The organism is Streptomyces sp. JHA26 (assembly GCF_002005565.1).
Taxonomy (GTDB): Bacteria; Actinomycetota; Actinomycetes; order Streptomycetales; family Streptomycetaceae; genus Streptomyces.
This window is the reverse complement of record NZ_BDJC01000095.1, coordinates 1-15411: the sequence shown is the minus strand read 5'-3', so window position 1 is coordinate 15411 and position 15411 is coordinate 1. Positions and strand designations below refer to the sequence as shown.

Genomic DNA, 15411 nt, shown 5'->3' with positions numbered 1-15411 from the left:
ACAGCGGATCCCACGGCGACTGGTTCACGAACTGCTGCAGGGCCTGCATGTTCCCGTCCGGCAGCCGCTCGGCCATCGGCTGGATCGACTTGCGCCGGCCGTCCAGCATCAGACCCCGCAGATAACACGCGCCCCACCGCCGCTGATCCCGCCGCGGCAACGAGGCGAATACATCGGCAACGAACCCCGATAACTCACCCCGGAGCCGTTCCACCTCCCCCAGCCTCATACCGGAGAGATGCCCACCACCAGGCGAGATCACCCCACGTAACGAAGCACTACTAGGACCTGTCTGACAAATGATCTACGGTCGCTGGCGGCCTCTGCTTCACTGACCACCAGCAATTTGGCTGCTCGGTGCAGCCACTCGAAGGGAATCCACCGTGGGCGTCGAGATAGAACTGCATGCCGACCGGCCTGTGCTGGACTGGGATCGGTCCAGGGGGACTTTGATCCGTGGGTCGTACGCGCATGGCGACGAGCTGGCCGACGTCCTGCTCGGCATGGACGAGACCCATCAAGGCAACCTTGCGCGTGGGGATCCTTACGGGGACACGTTGTTCAACGAGCAACAGGCACAAGCTGCGCTGCGGGAGGTACCTGACCTGTTGAAGCAGTGTTCGGGACCGTCCCAGACGGCGGCCGTCCTTGACCTTGAGAAGCTGCTGCAGTTCTGCTCGAAGACGCCAGGCAGCTACCTATGGTTTGTCGGCGACTGATCATCCCGTGTTTCGCGGAGCCAGAGGATGAGGGCCGCGAGGTGGAGTCCGGCCCGGTAGCGGGTGGCGAGTTTGTCGAAGCGGGTGGCGATGGCGCGGAACTGCTTGAGCCGGTTGAAGCAGCGTTCAACGACGTTGCGGGCCTTGTAGAGGTCGCGGTCGAAGGCCGGCGGTCTGCCTCCGGCCCGTCCGCGCCGCACGCGGTTGGTCTTCTGGTCGTCCCTCTCCGGGATCACTGCCCGGATGCCCCGGCCTCGCAGCATCCGGCGGATCGCCCGTGACGAATACGCTTTGTCGGCGATGACCGCGTCGGGCCTGCGGCGCGGCCGGCCGACGCCTGCCCGGGGCACTCGCACGGCGTTCAGGACCGTGTCGAAGACGGTGGAGTCGTTGACGTTGCCCGGTGTGACGACGACGGCCAAGGGCAGGCCCCGGCCGTCGCAGGCCAGGTGGACCTTGGTGGTCAGCCCGCCGCGGGACCGGCCGAGCGCCTGGCCAGCCTGCGTGCGTGCCGGATCTTCCAGTTCGTCCCCCGCCGCTGCCCCTTTTTGCGGGCGCCGGCGGCGTGCTGGTGGGCCCGGTTGATCGTGGAGTCGACCGACACGGTCCACTCCACCGCCCCGACCGAATCGTCGCGGACCTGGACCTGCTCGAGCAGGTCCAGGTCCCGTCCGCCTCCCAGCGGGCGAACCGCTCGTAGACCGTCTGCCAGGGTCCGTACCGTTCGGGCAGGTCACGCCACGGAGCTCCGGTCCGCAACCGCCACAACACCCCGTTGATCACCTGCCGATGATCCCGCCACGGACGGCCCCGCCCGTCAACACCCGGCAGCAGGGGCACTATCCGCTCCCACGCCGCATCCGTCAGCTCTCCACGACCCACCACAAGATCAATTATCAGACAGTGCCTAGGGCTGCCGGCCGGCGGCGGCATCCCGGGGCTGGCGTGTGGGTGGGCTCACGCCGGTTCCAGCACAACGGCGGGCAGGGACCCGCTGACGATCACCTCCCTGGGTAGCGAGAGCCCGAAGAACTCTTCGACGACGCCCAGCGCGGCACGGTGGATGTCCCGGTGGTCGCGTTCGGGGCCGGGGAGGCCGGCGGCCGTGAGCCGCTCCTGCAGGCGCGTGGCCGTGGCGGGATCGCCGTCGGCTTTGTCGTAGCCCCATGACCGGTCCAGATGCAGGTTGAAGGCGGCCAGCACCCGGCCGTCCTTAAAGCAGGTGAACTGGGGCGGCACCGGCTTGCCGTTCTCCTCCTCGTACTCCAGGAGGCAGACGTGCGCGCCGCTGTCGGAGAGGGGGCCAGGGGTCCGAACGCGGATTGCCAGCCGCCGTACGCCACCGCGTAAGACCATTCGCCGGCAGAGCCGAGGCGCAGCCCGACGTCGTAGTCGTCGTCCATGAGCTCCAGGAACGAGGCTCCCGTGTGGTTGCCGACCGGCACGACCACGTGCTCCGCGTCGTACAGGAGGGCCGCCGCAAGACGCTCGGCGAGTCCCTGCGGCGAGAGTCTTCGGGCCATCACCACGTGATAGCCCCCGAAGGCTATGGCCTGCCGGTCAGCGAGCCAGGTCATTGCGTCTGTCATGACCGACATCCTGACCGCTGCCTCTGACACCACACGAACCTGTCCTGGGAACCAGCCCGGACCGTCTGCCGGGACGCCCGGCCCGGCAGCACGCCGCTGCTCTCCCGCCCGGCGGGACGCTCTGCGTCAGCAGCCCCGGGCTGGTGCCTGCTTCGCCGACACTGATCACGGCCGGGCACGGGCCCGGGTGTCGGGGTGAAGGGGGGCGCGGTGTTGGTGGGTTTCGGGCCCGAGGACATCGCGGCCATGCGTGAGGAGGGCGACCTGCCGGCCTTCCTGCGGCTGCGGATCCGCCCCGACCGCACCCCCGTCCAGACAGCAGCCCTGTGGCAGCAGTGCGCGGCACCCGCCCGTCACACCGTCGGCGCCTGGCCCTCCACCACACCCCTTCAGGTCGGGCACCGGCGGGCCCCGGGGGAGGCGGCCTTCTGCGACTGCCCCCGCTGCCGTGCCTTCGGTGCGCCCTGCGCGGCCGACCCCTGCCGCTGCCCCCTGTGCGGCACACCCCGGGCCGGCAGGCCGCCCACAGCAGCGCAGGAGAGTCAGAAGCGCTGACCCCGGCCCCAGACGCCGCGCACCATCCCAGCCCCGACCGAAAGGCACCCTCAGAACATGGACTCCAACCCCGGTCCGGACGTGGGCAACGGCCCCGTCCCGGACACCGTGATCTACCCGATGACCCAGCCCACCCCCGAAGAACGCGACGCGGCCATCTGGGCCGAGGTGGCCCAGCGCAAGCAGCGGGCCCTCGAGCTCATCACACCGGCCCGACCGGCCGACGGAGCAGGCGACGACGAACCCACCCTCTCCTACGAGGAGTTCCGCGCCCTGTGCGAGGCGCCCGACGTGCAGCAGAAGGCCGCCGAGATCGAAGCGGCCGCCCGGCAGCGCACGGAGCAGACGGCCACAGCCCTCGCCACACCCCTGCCTGCCGGTCCGACAGCAGCCCGCGCCGGCCGCCCAGGCGCCGCACACCACGACCGGCAGACGCAGACGCCCCCGCCGCCCGCCTCGCCGGGCGTGCGTCCGTAAAGTCGGCCACTCGCGGACACCGGCGCCCGCGCAGCGCCCTTTGCGCCCTTCTGTCCTGCGGCCAGCCCGCACGAAACCGTCCTCCGCGCGGTTGCGGTGAAATCACGGTTCAGTCTGTGCCGGTGACTGTGTCAGTGCAGTGTGGTCGGATCTGCCTGTATCAGCAGGTGGCGGCTCGGGGAGGGCCGCGCAGGAGGGGAAAGACCGTGATGCCGGCTATCGCCGAAGAGACCACTCAGCCGTGCCCGGAATGCGGCACACAGATCCGCTGTGACAGCCGGTTCACCCTCTGGTGCGCCGCCTGTGACTGGAACGTGGACCCTGGCCAGCCGCAGCCGGACACGGGACGCCTTGAGCGGGCCGAGCGCGCCCTGGCCCGCCGCCATGGCGAGCAACTGCTCGCCGAGATGCTCAGCGGGCGCGATGCGCGCCCGCGGCGTGACGCCTCAGCGGTGACGGCCACCGTGCTCGCTCTCGCGGTGCACGGGATCACCCTCGCACTTGCCGTCGCTGGCATCTGGTGTGTGGTGGCGGGCTGGGGCGGCATCGGTGTGGTGGCGGGGCTGGTTCTCCTGGCGCTGGCCTGGCTGCTCGCCCCGAGGGTCAGCCGCCTGCCCGGCGACGGGCCTGTGCTGCTGCGCGCTGACGCGCCCGAACTGTTCGCCCTGGTGGACGAGGTGGCCGGGGCGGTCGGCACACGAAGCGTGCACGCGATCGCGGTGGACGGCAGCATCAACGCCGCCGTCACAACCTACGGGCTGCGCGGCCGCAGGCTGCTGATACTGGGCATGCCCCTGTGGGAGGTCCTCACCCCCGAGGAGCGGATCGCACTGCTCGGCCACGAACTGGCCCACTACGCCAACGGCGACACACGCAACGGCCTGGTGGTGGGCACCGCGATACGCACCCTGTCCGTGTGGCACCACATCCTCCAGCCGCTCCCGCACCCGACCGGGCTCGAAATCATCGTCAACGCCCTCTACGTGCTGCCCCGCCTGCTGATCGCAGGACTGCTGATGCTGCTCGTCCGCCTGACATCACGTGCCGGGATACGGGCCGAGTACCTCGCCGACCGGCTGGCCGCCCGCACCGCCTCCACCCAAGCCGCGGTCGGCCTCATGGACCGCCTGCTCATCGCCGACTCCCTCGGCGTCCGACTGCGCACCGAGGCCAACCGTGCCGCTCTTGGCGGTCCCCGCTCCACCCGCAAGGCCACGGACCGCGCCGACGACCTGTGGGAGATGCTCACCACATACACGGCGTCCATCCCGGAGCACGAGTACGAACGACAGCGGCGCGCCGGAGCCCGGCGCGGACACCAGGTCGACACCACCCATCCCCCGACCCACCTGCGCCGTGCCTGCCTGCTCGCCGGCCAGCCCGAGCAAGCCGCAGTGATCCCGCAGGCCCACCGGACCGACCTGATCGCCACCGAACTCGCCACAGCTCGCACCGAAGTGGCCCGACGCCTGCTACGCGGCAGCCTCGAATACTGACGCCCTCCCGGCGCTGGCCCTCCCGCCGGGCCTGAGGCCTCTCGCCTGGATCGCCCCGAACGAAGAACCTCGGCCGCCTCACGGCCCGGGCGCGGGCACATGCCCGTCACGGTACCCGTTCGGGGGCGTGACGTCGGCGCGCGGGGAGGGTATCCAGTCCGTGCACTGTGAGTGCCCCAACGGGGATGCCGTGGCGCTGCCCCACAGTCGGGCCACGGCATCCCCGTCCCTTGTTCCGAACCCCCCGTTCGATTCACCGGGCGGTTGCTGTCGGTACGACGATTGCACCCACACGGGCGGCGCACTCACCGAAGCCCAGACAGCGCCCCCTTGAAGGCCGTTATCAACGGTGCATGCTCAACTCCGTGCTGCGCGGCCTGGCCACCGCTTCCCTCGCCGTCCTGCCCCTCACCGTCTCCGCTCCCGCCCACGCGGCGGAGACGCTGCCGCTGTCGGAGGCCGTCAGCCGTCTGCCGGTGGCCGTCGAGTCCCGGGAGGGCTACACCCGGGACGCCTTCCGCCACTGGAACGCCGGTGACGACCCGACCGACGGCTGCAGCACCCGTAACGAGGTCCTCCTGGACGAGGCCGTCGAACCGCCCACGGTCGGGTCCCGGTGCTTCCCTGTCGGGCGGGCTGTGGTTCTCCTACTACGACCAGGTGTGGGTGACGTCGGCTTCCGGCCTCGACCTCGACCACATGGTGCCGCTCGCGGAGAGTTGGGACAGCGGGGCCTCCGCCTGGACAGCCGCGCGCCGTGAGGCGTACGCCAACGACCAGGGAGCCGCCACCAGCCTGGTCGCGGTCACCGCCCGCTCGAACCGGTTGGAGGCCGACCAGGACCCGGCCCAGTGGCTGCCGCCGACGGCCGGGGTGCACTGCAGGTACGTCGCCGAGTGGGTGGGCACGAAGCTGCGCTGGGCGCTGTCGGCGGACGAAGCGGAAGCGGCGGCTCTCACGGAGGTGGCGGGCGGCTGCCCGGAGCAGACCGTGACGTACGAGCCGGCCCCGTAACCGGCGAGGCGAGGCACCGGCGCACGCGAACAAGGAGAGACTCATGACCCAAGCACGAGGGACACGAGGGCGGATTGCCACGGTCACGGCCGCCCTCACGGCCGCTGGCGGCTTGCTGCTGGTGACCGCGGCGCCGGCGAGTGCTGAAGTGAAGTCGACCTGCGGCACCTACATCTGCGTCGCCACCGCCTATCAGGGCCGCGGCTACGTCCAGGACATCACGGTGACCACGAGGGACGGCCTGCCGGGGACGCTGCGTGCGTTCGTCGGTGACTACCGGGGGAGCAAGGCGAACGTCTCGCGGTGGCGGTTCGTCGTGAACCGGGAGATCAGGGCGTATCCGAGGCTGGCCGTCTGCGGCGGCCTCGACCGCGGTGGCCGGGTCATCGAGAACCACTGCGTGATGATCCCCTAAAACCCGCACGCAGCCTCGTCTCCACGCCACGGGCCCCGAAGGGGGTTTCCAGGACGCCACTCGGGGCCCGCTGTATGTAGTCGGGGAGGAGGGAAGCCACATCGCAGCCGTGCGGCACGCCGTCCCCGCCGTGAGGGAGGAGGTGCCGCACGGCGCGGTGCCGGTGGGGTCCACCGGCACCGACAGCATTTCGGGGGGCGGGACCAAGTGGAGCGCCGGGCAGGCCCGGGCGTCGAGGACGGCAACGGCAACACGGAGGCGTGGCTCAGCCGAGGTGCGCACATCGGTAGTCGGCCCGGTCGCGCACGCGGGCGCCGGGTCTGTGTCGATGGCCGACTGTGCGTCGTCTTCAAGCAAACAGGCCGACTACAGATGGTCGTCACACATGTGGGCCTCGGGGCTGATAGAGCTTCCGATGGTGGCGACGCCGGGACAGGATGGCGAACGGCCGGGATGGCGCGTCACGCTCTTTCAGCTCGTCGAGGTATGAGGGCTGGCTCCGCGTTCTGTCCGTCTGGCGGCTGGGGTGGCGGCGGTGAGTCCAGCGACGATGACGACAGTCAGTGTGTCGAGATAGGCCTCGTCCGCGGGGGGTGCGCCCGGGATGAGCATTCGTAGCAGCAGTGGGGAGATCAGCAGGTCTGTGCCCAGTTCGCGGTCGATTCCGGTGGGCAGTTCGCCGCGGTCCACTGCACGTCGCAGGATGGCAGCTGCGGCCTCTCGGCGAGGTGCGAGGACGGCGATGCGCAGCGACTCGGCGAGTGCGGGGTTGCGCGTTGATTCGCCAAGGAGGTCGGCGGCGGTCCTGACCACACGGGGGTCGGTGGTCTGGTCGGTAGTCAGGTCGAGGAAGCCGCGGACATCGCCGGGCAGGGTGCCGGTGTCCGGCGCTTCGGGTACCTCCCGGCGCACCAGACGGGTCACCAGGTCGAGGAGCATGGCCTCCTTGGAAGCCCACCGTCGGTAGAGCGCGGCTTTGCCGACGCCGGCACGTTTGGCGACCGCGTCCATGGTGAGGCGGCTCCAGCCCGCCTCCGCCAGTTCGTCGAAGGCCGCCTTTTCGATCGCTGTGGATACGTCCTGGTTCTGGGCGGGCCCGCGGGTGCCGCGGCGGCGGCCCGGGGCGACGGCATCGTCTGTGTCCGGCATGGTTACGACGATACCCGAAACGCGGAACACTTGCGTTCCGCGTTTTCCCGGGGCTAAGGTCGCCCCACAACGCGGAACGCTTCGGTTCCGTGTTTACCTCGTCCAACTGGGGCCTGCTGCCAGGCGCTCTGGCGCCCGGAGGGGCTACTCAGGTCTGACCTCCTGACGCCTGCAATGGTCAGGACTCATTCACTCAACGGATCTCCCAGCGAAGGATTCACTGTGCCCAGCATCGCCATCGTCGGAGCCGGACCCGGTATGGGCCTGGCCATCGCCCGTATCTTCGGCGCCCACGGCTTCGACGTCGCTCTCATCGCCCGCAACCGCGACAAGCTCGAAGACCTGGCCGGCCAGCTCGCGACCGAAGGCATCACCGCCGCCGCCTTCCCCGCGGACGTCCTCGACCACGACGCACTCACCCAGGCGCTCAAGGACGCCGCCACCCACTTCGGCGGCATCGACGTCCTGGAGTACTCCCCCGCCGGCAGCCTCGGATCGGTCACGCTCACCGCTCCGTCCGAGACCAACCCGTCCGACGTGCAATGGGCGATGGACCTCCTGCTCTATGGGGCCATCGCCGCCACGCGGACCGTGCTGCCCGCGATGCGCGAGCTCGGAGCGGGCACCCTGCTCTACACCAACGGCGCCGGCTCGGTCGACCCCACCCCGATGCTCAGCAACCTCAACGCCGCCCAGGCCGCGCTGCGCAACTGGGTACTCGGCCTGCACAAGGAACTGGCCGGCACCGGCGTCCAGGCCGCACACGCCGCCATCGGCGTGTGGATCGGCACGGACGGACCGCCCGGAGTACCGGCCGCCTCGGCCGAGGCAGTCGCCCCCCTCTACTGGGAGCTGCATACCCAGCATGACCAAGCCGAGCGCATTTTCACCATCTGACGGCCCCAGCCCCACCACCGTTGCCCCCTGATCCGCCGACTGTCGGACGAAACGTCCCCCCGGGAGTCGTACTGCACATCGCTGATCTCCACGTTCGGACGCTGCGCCCGGCGGTCGTGGTCGTGGTCGGCGGCGGTGGCCGGCACCGCGAGGGCCGCGGTCAGTGCGCCGACGGTGAGGGTGGCGGCGGTCAGGCGGCGGGCGGTGATGGACTTCGACACAGGGTCCCCCTGCTTGTGCGGGCACCACCAGGCCGTACGGCACGAAGGCCGCAGCGGTCGGCTGGTGCGTGGTGCGTTGCGCTGCCGGACGGCCGCGCAGCCACACCCTGCCCACGCCGCGACCGGTACGTGGAGGCGACGTGAACGCTGTTACGGATCCCCGATCCCGCCGTGACGCTCGCCTGCAGCATCCATCTATGTACCTAATGCACCAGATTGACGCGCCGTCACGTCCAGGACCCGCTCAGCACTGGTCCCGGGGATCGAACCGCCAGATCACGCCACCCCAGCTGCCGAAAAGCGTTCACTCGAAAGTGGGTAACGGTCTCGCGCGCCGCGACCGGCCCTGGATGTGAAGAAGTCCCGCCCCCGACGTTGCGGGAGCGGGACCAGGCGGAGCGCCGGGAAGGGCCCCTGCGCCTGTCTTCCCCACGCCTGCCCGAAGTCGGGGGAGTGGACCCCCCGGGCCGTATGCTGCGCCGGTCCGGTGAACCGCCTGCGGAAGGGAAACGCCACCCGTGTTCCAGCAGACCCCCGTCTATGACCGCCTGGTCGCCGAGCGCGGCGACGTCCCCGTCCAGGTTCGCGGTGAAGCCGAACGGATCCGCCGCGACCTGTCCCGCGTACTGCGCCAGACATCCACCACCTCCCAGCCGGGCGCGCCACGGAACGCCTTCGAGCCCAAGAGCACTCCCGGCGGTCTCGGTTCGCCACGGAGACGGAGCTGGAGGCCCTAGGGTACGAGGGCCCCGTCGTCGTCATGCAGATCGTCCGGACCACGTTCAGGTCCGACGGCACACCCATCAGCAAGACCCTCACTATCCAGGGCGGAAGCACAGCCCTCGTTGTGCGCCAGAACCCCAAGGACGTGGAGGACGACGAGGACTCCCCGCAGACGAAGATCGGACGGACCACTGGCACCCTTAAGGCGCGGATGACCCAGTTCCAGACCAGCCATCACGCCAAGCTTCTTCCGCTCCTGGACGTAGAAGGCGACTACGAAGGCGCACTGCACAAGCGGTTCGCGGACTACCGAGTGCGCGGGGAGTGGTTCGACCTGACGCCCCTCGGAAGTCCTGTCAAGGTCGTCATCGACGCCTTGGCAGACCTGGGACTGGATATCCGGACCACCCACCAGGAGAAGAGTGCTGCCGATCCGACAGGCGGCTATCGCCCAAAACAACAGGGCCGCCGGGCTTACGGATGCGCTCAGTAGGACTGTCCGCTACACCGAGGTGCAGCGGACGCCGCGCAGCATTTGCAGGGACCCGCGTAGCAGCATCATCCGCTCTTTCGCAGGTCAGTACGTTGCGGCTATCTGATCTTTAGAGGCGCACCCTCCGTGGCCCGCGCCGCGCCCTCCAACCGCTGCATGCATTGACGCGGGCCGCGGCCGGGCGAGGCCGCGGAGCCGTCCGCCAGCTGCTGCGCCCCGGGATGATCTGGCGTACGTCGTCGCGGACGGCGAAGAGGCTGCCGAGGCAGACGGCCGCCCAACGTCGGCATGGGGAAGAGCCACCAGGGCGCGCCACCGGGCGTACCGGTGTGCGCCGCAAAAGAGTGCGGCCACTGCACCGCCGGTCGCGGCAACCCTGGCCATCCCCAGCGCGGTGGCGGCGGTAACGACGTAGTTGGCCACGAACTGCACGGCGACCGGGCAGCGGTCGCGCATCCACGCGTACAGCACAGCCATCCGTACGTGTTGCCGCTCCGCGTCGTCGGCATCGGGGAACGCCTCGGCGTACCCGGAGGATTGGAAGCGCGCCGTGCCGCACCCATATCGCCTCGCGGTGGCGCAGTCCGTCATCGCTCATCACCCGCATGCGACGACACATCCCCAAGGCGGCCATGGAGCACGCCCGTTGATTACGGCGGGGCCGTCGCCGCTCGGATGCGGGCATCCGACCCTCCCGCGGCGGCGTGGCTGGCCGGTGGACGCCCCGACCGCCTCTGCCCTTGTCGCCTTTGAGGGATCCGTTCAGGACGAAGCACCGGATCGGATCACCGCTGCCCCCGATTCGGTGTCTCAAGGATCCAGGACTCAATCCTGCCCCCTGCCGGTCGGCCTCGCGGGAGGCGTCCGGCCTTTCTTCGGCGAACCTCCGTCCAACCTCTGCGGCCTCCTTGAGGGCGTCGAAGGCCTCTTTCCGGCTGGTGCGGCCGCAGGGGAACGCCCGAGACCCCGCTGAGACGAGTGCCTGCAGGCGATCGAGTCCGGTGCCCTCCTCGATGGTTCCGGGAGGCATCAGCCCTGCTGTCCAGGGCCGCCGTGGCTGCGGGCCCCATCCCGAGAGTGACCGTGCGGGCGGAAACCGCCCTGCCCGCCTGCCCACCCGACATGAGCCGCGCGACCTGGTGCGGCCCCCCCGGCCAGCCCCGCATCGCCCGCCGCTGTGGTGAGGATCGGTGGGCGCGGGCCTCGCCCGCGAGGCCACTTCGGCGAGGACCGGTCCGGCAGGCGCGGCCGCAGGGAGGTCCGACACGGGGAGGCCGGGCCGCCCGAGGGGGCTGTGCCCTCACTCCCCGCCCGGGTGCGCGGACCTGATGATCAGGGCACGCAGCTCTTCCACCGCTCGCATCCGGGCCGCCGTCAGTTCGGGCGTCGGCACGGTGGCCGCGGCGAGACGGACGCGGCGCGGGCTGCGGGCGAAGTGGTCGTCGAGCGCGGCGAGCATGCGAGGCTGACCGCCCCATTCGCCGCCGATCACAATCAGGTCCGGGTCAGTGAGGGAGACGGCCGCGGTCAGCACGCCGCCGACGGCCCTGGCGAGCGCGGTGCGTACCCGGCGGGCCGGCTCACTGCCCCCGTCGACGGCCGCCCGCACGGCCCCGACGTCTCGAGTCGGGCCGGCGCAGGCCGAGCGCGGCGAACACCTCGGTCAGCGGCATCGCCGTACCGTCGGGTCCCGCGGTGCACACGTGGGCGATCTCGCCGGCCAGGCCATGGTGCCCGCGCCGGACGGCCCCGTCGGTGACCACGGCACAGCCGAGCCCCTCGCCGAGGTGGACGTAGACGAAGTCGTCGATGCCGGCGGCGCACCCGGCATGGCGTTCGGCGCGAGCCGCCCAGTTGACGTCGTTGTCCACCAGGACGCGCCCGGCGACATGCGGTGCGAGGACCGCGGCCGGGTCCAGGGCGCCGACCAGGAAGGGCGCGTCGGGCAACTGGACGAGCCGGCCGCTCGCACGGTCGACAGGGTCGGCGGCGCTGACGACGGCGGTACGCAGCCCGCCCCGGTCCGGGGTCCCGAGCCGTTCGGCGGCTGCGGCCAGCGCCTCGGCGGCCACGTGCTCGGAGAGAATCCGGTTCGCGCTCCGCCTCGCTGCGGCTGCCGGACCCGCGCGCTGGCGGTGTATCCGGGCGTACGGCGAGGAAGATGGACGGAGGGCTCCCGTTCCGCGTAACCCCGAGCCGAGACGGGAGCCCCCTGCCGCAGTGTCACCTACCTGAGCTAGGCGCCGCCCCGCCCGCTCACAGGGCCCAGTGTGTGGCCTCGGCTCGATCTCGGATGAATCTGCCGTGGGCCCACAAGCCGCGCAGCTTCCCCCTGACGGTGACCGGTCCTGCCGTCATGCGCCGTGGCCCCCATCAGGCCGGTGAACCCTGCGTGGTTCTTGCCACCCTTCCGCCGCACGACGGGGAGCCCTCCCTTGAGGCGGCTTCCCGCGCCCGTTCGACCTGGACGGCCGTGCAGCGTAGGACTTGATCTGCACGAGCTGTACGGAGCCGCCGCCGGATACGAGGATGGCGTCGCCCCCGGTGTCGGACGCGAGGCCGTTGCGCCGCGCGGGCCCCATCAGCTCCCGGTAGAGATCGGCAAAGGCGGTGTCCGGCTGGGGATCGCGCACAGGCAACGGCAAGATGTGGTGCGTCCGGTGGTCAAGGGCGGAGCCACCCCCGGGAGTCGCCTGAAGGACACGGCGGAGCTGCTCCGTGGTCCGCACAGGCTGCTGCGCGCCGTGAGGCACCGTAACGGGCCCCGTGGAGGTCCGACGCCACGCCTTCTGCCACTGGGCGAGCGTGCGCTGGCCGGTGACACCGCAGCCCCGCAGGAAGGCCTCGCAGTGGGTTCCAGGCGGAGGGCTTGACCTTCCGGTGGAAGTCCATCCGCTGCCGGAACAGCGCCCCCGGACTGCTTGCCGCTCCTGCGGGTGTAGGGGTCGTAGTGGAGGTAGACCTGGGGGATCAGCGCGGGCAGGTCGAAACCGCCTTCCTCCGCGTAACGGGCGCAGTAGGTCCGCATCACCAGCTGCTCGGGTACGGAGTCCAGTGACCGGTACAGACGCCGGTACAGGCTCTCCGCCGCAATTTTCTCGTCCGTCCTCGGCTGGTGGTTCTCCATCCACCAGGCGACCATCTGCCGCCAGGTCAGCCCGTGCGGCGGCAGAGGATCGGTGAACACCAGACAAGCGTCGGCGTGGCGGACGATCTCCACGTCGTTGTTCACGGCGTCCCGCAGTACAATCTGCGGCTTCGCCCCGTCGGCGGCGAAGATCAGATTCTTGAAGCTGCCCGACGGCCCCTGGGTGAAGCGGCGCTCGTACTCGCTCCTGCAGCTCTTCCAGCGCGTCCCTTGTCGGTCCGAGGATCTGCTCGATGCAGTCCCGGCGCGCCTGCCAGCTGCCGCGCATGTCGTTGTCGCGCCAGTAGGTGCCGAAGCCGCGCGGCCCGTCGAAGGGCCGAAACGGCCACGTCGGGGGATTGAGGGCGAGGCGCTCCAGGACGGCGCGGTGCGCCTTGATGACCAGGGGGACGTTCTCGTCGTTCAGGTGCCTGCTCTGGCCGTCGGCCCCGCCCCGCTCGCTATCGAGCGGGGCCTTCTTCATGCCCGCGCACGGCCGCGGACCACCTCTGAAAGGCACACCCATGACCGACATCTCCCACGACCCCGTCTACCTCTGGCTCACCGGCGCTGGCCCTGCCAGCGCCGGGACCGGCGCTCCTACCCCGGCAGACCTGCCGGTCCGGAGGCCGGCCGCCGCCACCGCTTCCGACATCGCCCGCCGCGAGGGCCTCGACCTCGGCGACCTCTCGCCCTACCAGCGCCGCGACCGGCGCGCCCGCCGAAGCAGGGGAGACAAGCCCACCGTGCTTCAAGTCGTGACCCGCTTCGCGACGACGGGGCTGCGCATCCCGCGCGAGAGGGCCGTCGCGCACGCACACCGCTGGGCAGCCTCCCGAATCACCGAGCCGGACGAGGCCCTGGAATGGATCAGACTGCTGGGCCTCGGTGGTCTCGACACAGCGCTGCGCCTGCGACGCAAGGGCGTCACACCCGCCAAGACCCGCCGGGAAGACGAGGAACAAGCCCGGCGCGACGCCCGGGCCGCACAAGACCGCGTGTGGGCCGAGATCGCCGCCCGGTACCGCCCCGGCATCGCGGCCCAGCTGCGGCTCAACGGCTGCACCCCGGACATGCTCGACCGCCTCATCAACGGCAAGACCGTCGACCAGCTGCTCCGCGAAGGACGTCCCGTCCAGATCGTCATCAACGCTCGCGCGACACTCACGGCTTGAACCCCCGCGGGGCCGCTGCACCCTATGCGGACGCCCCTGCGCGGGCAGTCACGCCGCGTCCGTGTCGTGGTGAGGACCTGCCCAGAGGCAGGTCCTCACCGAGCGCATCGGCAAGCGGCGCTCAGGGAAGGGAGACAGGGCACTCGGCCCGCGACCAGTCCGCTGGTATCAGCCCTTCTCGCCCGGCCGCGCGGCGAGTCGGCGCACGGCGCGCCTGATCGAGCCCAGCTCCTTCAGCACCTGGTCCATCGCGGAGTCCATCAGCATGACCGGATCGTCTGCGGACCAGAAGCGCACGACCTCTCCCACCTGATGCTCCCAGAACGCGTCCTCCTCGGCATGTTCGAAGCCGAGCTGTGACGCCAGGTCGGCAAAGCCGGACCCGGGCCGGCCAGTTGCCTTGCCAATGACGAGTGCCGACAGCAGCGGCCGACCATGCTGGTGCTCGTACACGCTGATGTGGCCGAGCTTCGGGTAGAGACCGCGCATCTGGCCCTGCGACGTATAGGGGTCCAAGCCGTGCGGGTCAACGCGCTGTGCGAATTCCTTGTAGCGGATGCAGGCGGAGAGCGGGTCGACCGGATCGCCGGCCTTCGCAAGGGAGCGCAGAAGGCGGTGCATGTCGCGTTCGATGGGTGTGAGCGTGAGCACGCGAACTCCTCATAGGGAGAGGACCCGTAGGTCCGGATGTCCGTGGACATGGCGCCCGTAGGCGTACCCCGACGGTAACTTACCTGAGTCCGGCCCAGCTAGGCCCCTTCCCTTGCCGCTGGACGTGCTGGCGTGTCCCTGCTCGGCCAACGGCTACTGGTCTCTTACCCCCGGCGCGAGCAGGGCTGTGTTCTGTCGGCGGCGTTGTCACACCGGGCCGCTACGGTTCGGCTATGGCCGCGCACACATCGTCTCCGAACGGACTCGTCCCCGTACACATCGCTGTCCACGACCCCGCCCCGATGGAGGAGCCCGGTCCACAGACCAACGACTACGTACGCGACCGCTTCGCAGCCTCGGCCAAGTACGCGGGAATCTCCTGGACCGAGTGTGGGGCCGAGCCGCGCTGGCTCGGCATGGACACCAGCACCTGCGCCGCCGCCATCAACCCGAGCCACTTTTCCGGGAACGGCGCAGACGAATACGACAGGTTCCTGTCCGGGGCGGCCTCGCGCGGCGAGCCCGCGCTCATCATCGCGACGATGGGCACGGCGGACGATGACGAGGACCGCGTGCGGTCGGTCTTCGGCCAGCCCGGTGGACGCGTGGACTTCCGCCACTTCACCGGCGCGATCGTCGGCGAGCGCCTGCTCGCGGGGGCGGAAATCGCCCTGGCTCCCGGTCTGGACGCGGCCGACCGCGACCTCGGA

At 70.5% G+C, this 15411-nt stretch carries 15 protein-coding genes and 3 pseudogenes; 11 read left to right on the top strand and 7 right to left on the bottom strand.

Going from position 1 to position 15411, the window contains the following annotated elements:
- Nucleotides 1-229: transposase (locus tag JHAT_RS32335; RefSeq protein ID WP_143660568.1), on the bottom strand; the 229-nt coding region annotated here is incomplete at its 3' end.
- Between the two features lie 154 nt (nucleotides 230-383).
- Here JHAT_RS32335 and JHAT_RS32330 point away from each other — a divergent pair.
- Complete coding sequence (locus tag JHAT_RS32330) at nucleotides 384-719, top strand: hypothetical protein (protein ID WP_077801841.1); 336 nt, start codon at nucleotides 384-386, stop codon at nucleotides 717-719.
- On the opposite strand, the pseudogene JHAT_RS32325 reads toward JHAT_RS32330, so the two are convergent.
- Nucleotides 695-1601 (bottom strand): annotated as a pseudogene (locus tag JHAT_RS32325) (IS5 family transposase). The gene JHAT_RS32330 and the pseudogene JHAT_RS32325 sit on opposite strands and share 25 nt — an antisense overlap.
- 75 nt (nucleotides 1602-1676) lie before the next feature.
- Nucleotides 1677-1958: a hypothetical protein gene (locus tag JHAT_RS32320; RefSeq protein ID WP_143660566.1), complete on the bottom strand. Its 282-nt coding sequence runs from the start codon at nucleotides 1956-1958 to the stop codon at nucleotides 1677-1679.
- A 560-nt stretch (nucleotides 1959-2518) separates the two neighbouring features.
- Between JHAT_RS32320 and JHAT_RS32315 the strand changes: the two genes are divergently transcribed.
- The 5 genes and pseudogenes from JHAT_RS32315 to JHAT_RS32295 all read left to right on the top strand — a co-directional run bounded on the left by JHAT_RS32315 (nucleotide 2519) and on the right by JHAT_RS32295 (nucleotide 6265).
- Nucleotides 2519-2863, top strand: coding sequence for a hypothetical protein (locus JHAT_RS32315; protein ID WP_143660564.1), 345 nt, complete (start codon nucleotides 2519-2521; stop codon nucleotides 2861-2863).
- Between the two features lie 57 nt (nucleotides 2864-2920).
- Nucleotides 2921-3340 (top strand): hypothetical protein, encoded by a 420-nt coding sequence (locus JHAT_RS32310; protein ID WP_077801838.1) that lies wholly within the window; start codon nucleotides 2921-2923, stop codon nucleotides 3338-3340.
- A gap of 314 nt (nucleotides 3341-3654) precedes the next feature.
- Entirely contained in the window at nucleotides 3655-4836 is a 1182-nt protein-coding gene (locus JHAT_RS32305) for a M48 family metallopeptidase (RefSeq protein WP_307718367.1), read from the top strand.
- Between the two features lie 353 nt (nucleotides 4837-5189).
- A pseudogene (locus tag JHAT_RS32300) lies at nucleotides 5190-5850 on the top strand (HNH endonuclease family protein).
- A gap of 43 nt (nucleotides 5851-5893) precedes the next feature.
- Nucleotides 5894-6265: a hypothetical protein gene (locus JHAT_RS32295; protein ID WP_077801837.1), complete on the top strand. Its 372-nt coding sequence runs from the start codon at nucleotides 5894-5896 to the stop codon at nucleotides 6263-6265.
- Nucleotides 6266-6736: 471 nt separating this feature from the next.
- On the opposite strand, the gene JHAT_RS32290 is transcribed toward JHAT_RS32295, so the two are convergent.
- Nucleotides 6737-7414, bottom strand: coding sequence for a TetR/AcrR family transcriptional regulator (locus JHAT_RS32290; protein ID WP_077801842.1), 678 nt, complete (start codon nucleotides 7412-7414; stop codon nucleotides 6737-6739).
- Nucleotides 7415-7636: 222 nt separating this feature from the next.
- Here JHAT_RS32290 and JHAT_RS32285 point away from each other — a divergent pair, with 222 nt between their 5' ends.
- The 3 genes from JHAT_RS32285 to JHAT_RS32275 all read left to right on the top strand — a co-directional run bounded on the left by JHAT_RS32285 (nucleotide 7637) and on the right by JHAT_RS32275 (nucleotide 9748).
- Nucleotides 7637-8311, top strand: a complete 675-nt coding sequence (locus JHAT_RS32285) for an SDR family oxidoreductase (protein ID WP_077801836.1) — start codon at nucleotides 7637-7639, stop codon at nucleotides 8309-8311.
- Nucleotides 8312-9050: 739 nt separating this feature from the next.
- Nucleotides 9051-9269, top strand: coding sequence for a hypothetical protein (locus JHAT_RS35655; protein ID WP_077801835.1), 219 nt, complete (start codon nucleotides 9051-9053; stop codon nucleotides 9267-9269).
- Nucleotides 9270-9292: 23 nt separating this feature from the next.
- Nucleotides 9293-9748: a GIY-YIG nuclease family protein gene (locus JHAT_RS32275; protein WP_077801834.1), complete on the top strand. Its 456-nt coding sequence runs from the start codon at nucleotides 9293-9295 to the stop codon at nucleotides 9746-9748.
- A gap of 1300 nt (nucleotides 9749-11048) precedes the next feature.
- On the opposite strand, the gene JHAT_RS35650 is transcribed toward JHAT_RS32275, so the two are convergent.
- Both JHAT_RS35650 and JHAT_RS35645 read right to left on the bottom strand, forming a co-directional pair.
- Nucleotides 11049-11357 carry a hypothetical protein gene (locus JHAT_RS35650; protein ID WP_253195679.1) on the bottom strand — a complete coding sequence of 103 codons (309 nt, stop codon included), beginning with the start codon at nucleotides 11355-11357 and terminating at the stop codon, nucleotides 11049-11051.
- Complete coding sequence (locus JHAT_RS35645; RefSeq protein WP_253195678.1) at nucleotides 11329-11820, bottom strand: ROK family protein; 492 nt, start codon at nucleotides 11818-11820, stop codon at nucleotides 11329-11331. The genes JHAT_RS35650 and JHAT_RS35645 overlap by 29 nt, the downstream gene beginning before the upstream one ends.
- A gap of 1579 nt (nucleotides 11821-13399) precedes the next feature.
- Here JHAT_RS35645 and JHAT_RS32260 point away from each other — a divergent pair.
- Nucleotides 13400-14050 (top strand): hypothetical protein, encoded by a 651-nt coding sequence (locus JHAT_RS32260; protein ID WP_077801833.1) that lies wholly within the window; start codon nucleotides 13400-13402, stop codon nucleotides 14048-14050.
- 168 nt (nucleotides 14051-14218) lie between these two features.
- Here the strand turns inward: JHAT_RS32260 and JHAT_RS32255 are convergent, their stop codons facing one another.
- Nucleotides 14219-14701, bottom strand: coding sequence for a hypothetical protein (locus tag JHAT_RS32255; protein WP_077801832.1), 483 nt, complete (start codon nucleotides 14699-14701; stop codon nucleotides 14219-14221).
- Between the two features lie 233 nt (nucleotides 14702-14934).
- Here JHAT_RS32255 and JHAT_RS32250 point away from each other — a divergent pair.
- A pseudogene (locus JHAT_RS32250) lies at nucleotides 14935-15411 on the top strand (hypothetical protein); the annotation flags it as partial.

Bases quoted from the DNA above. Each gene is read 5' to 3' on its own strand.
- JHAT_RS32310 (WP_077801838.1), top strand. From the start codon at position 2,921: ATGGACTCCAACCCCGGTCCGGACGTGGGCAACGGCCCCGTCCCGGAC.
- JHAT_RS32295 (WP_077801837.1), top strand. From the start codon at position 5,894: ATGACCCAAGCACGAGGGACACGAGGGCGGATTGCCACGGTCACGGCC.
- JHAT_RS32290 (WP_077801842.1), bottom strand. From the start codon at position 7,414: ATGCCGGACACAGACGATGCCGTCGCCCCGGGCCGCCGCCGCGGCACC.
- JHAT_RS32275 (WP_077801834.1), top strand. From the start codon at position 9,293: ATGCAGATCGTCCGGACCACGTTCAGGTCCGACGGCACACCCATCAGC.
- JHAT_RS32260 (WP_077801833.1), top strand. From the start codon at position 13,400: ATGACCGACATCTCCCACGACCCCGTCTACCTCTGGCTCACCGGCGCT.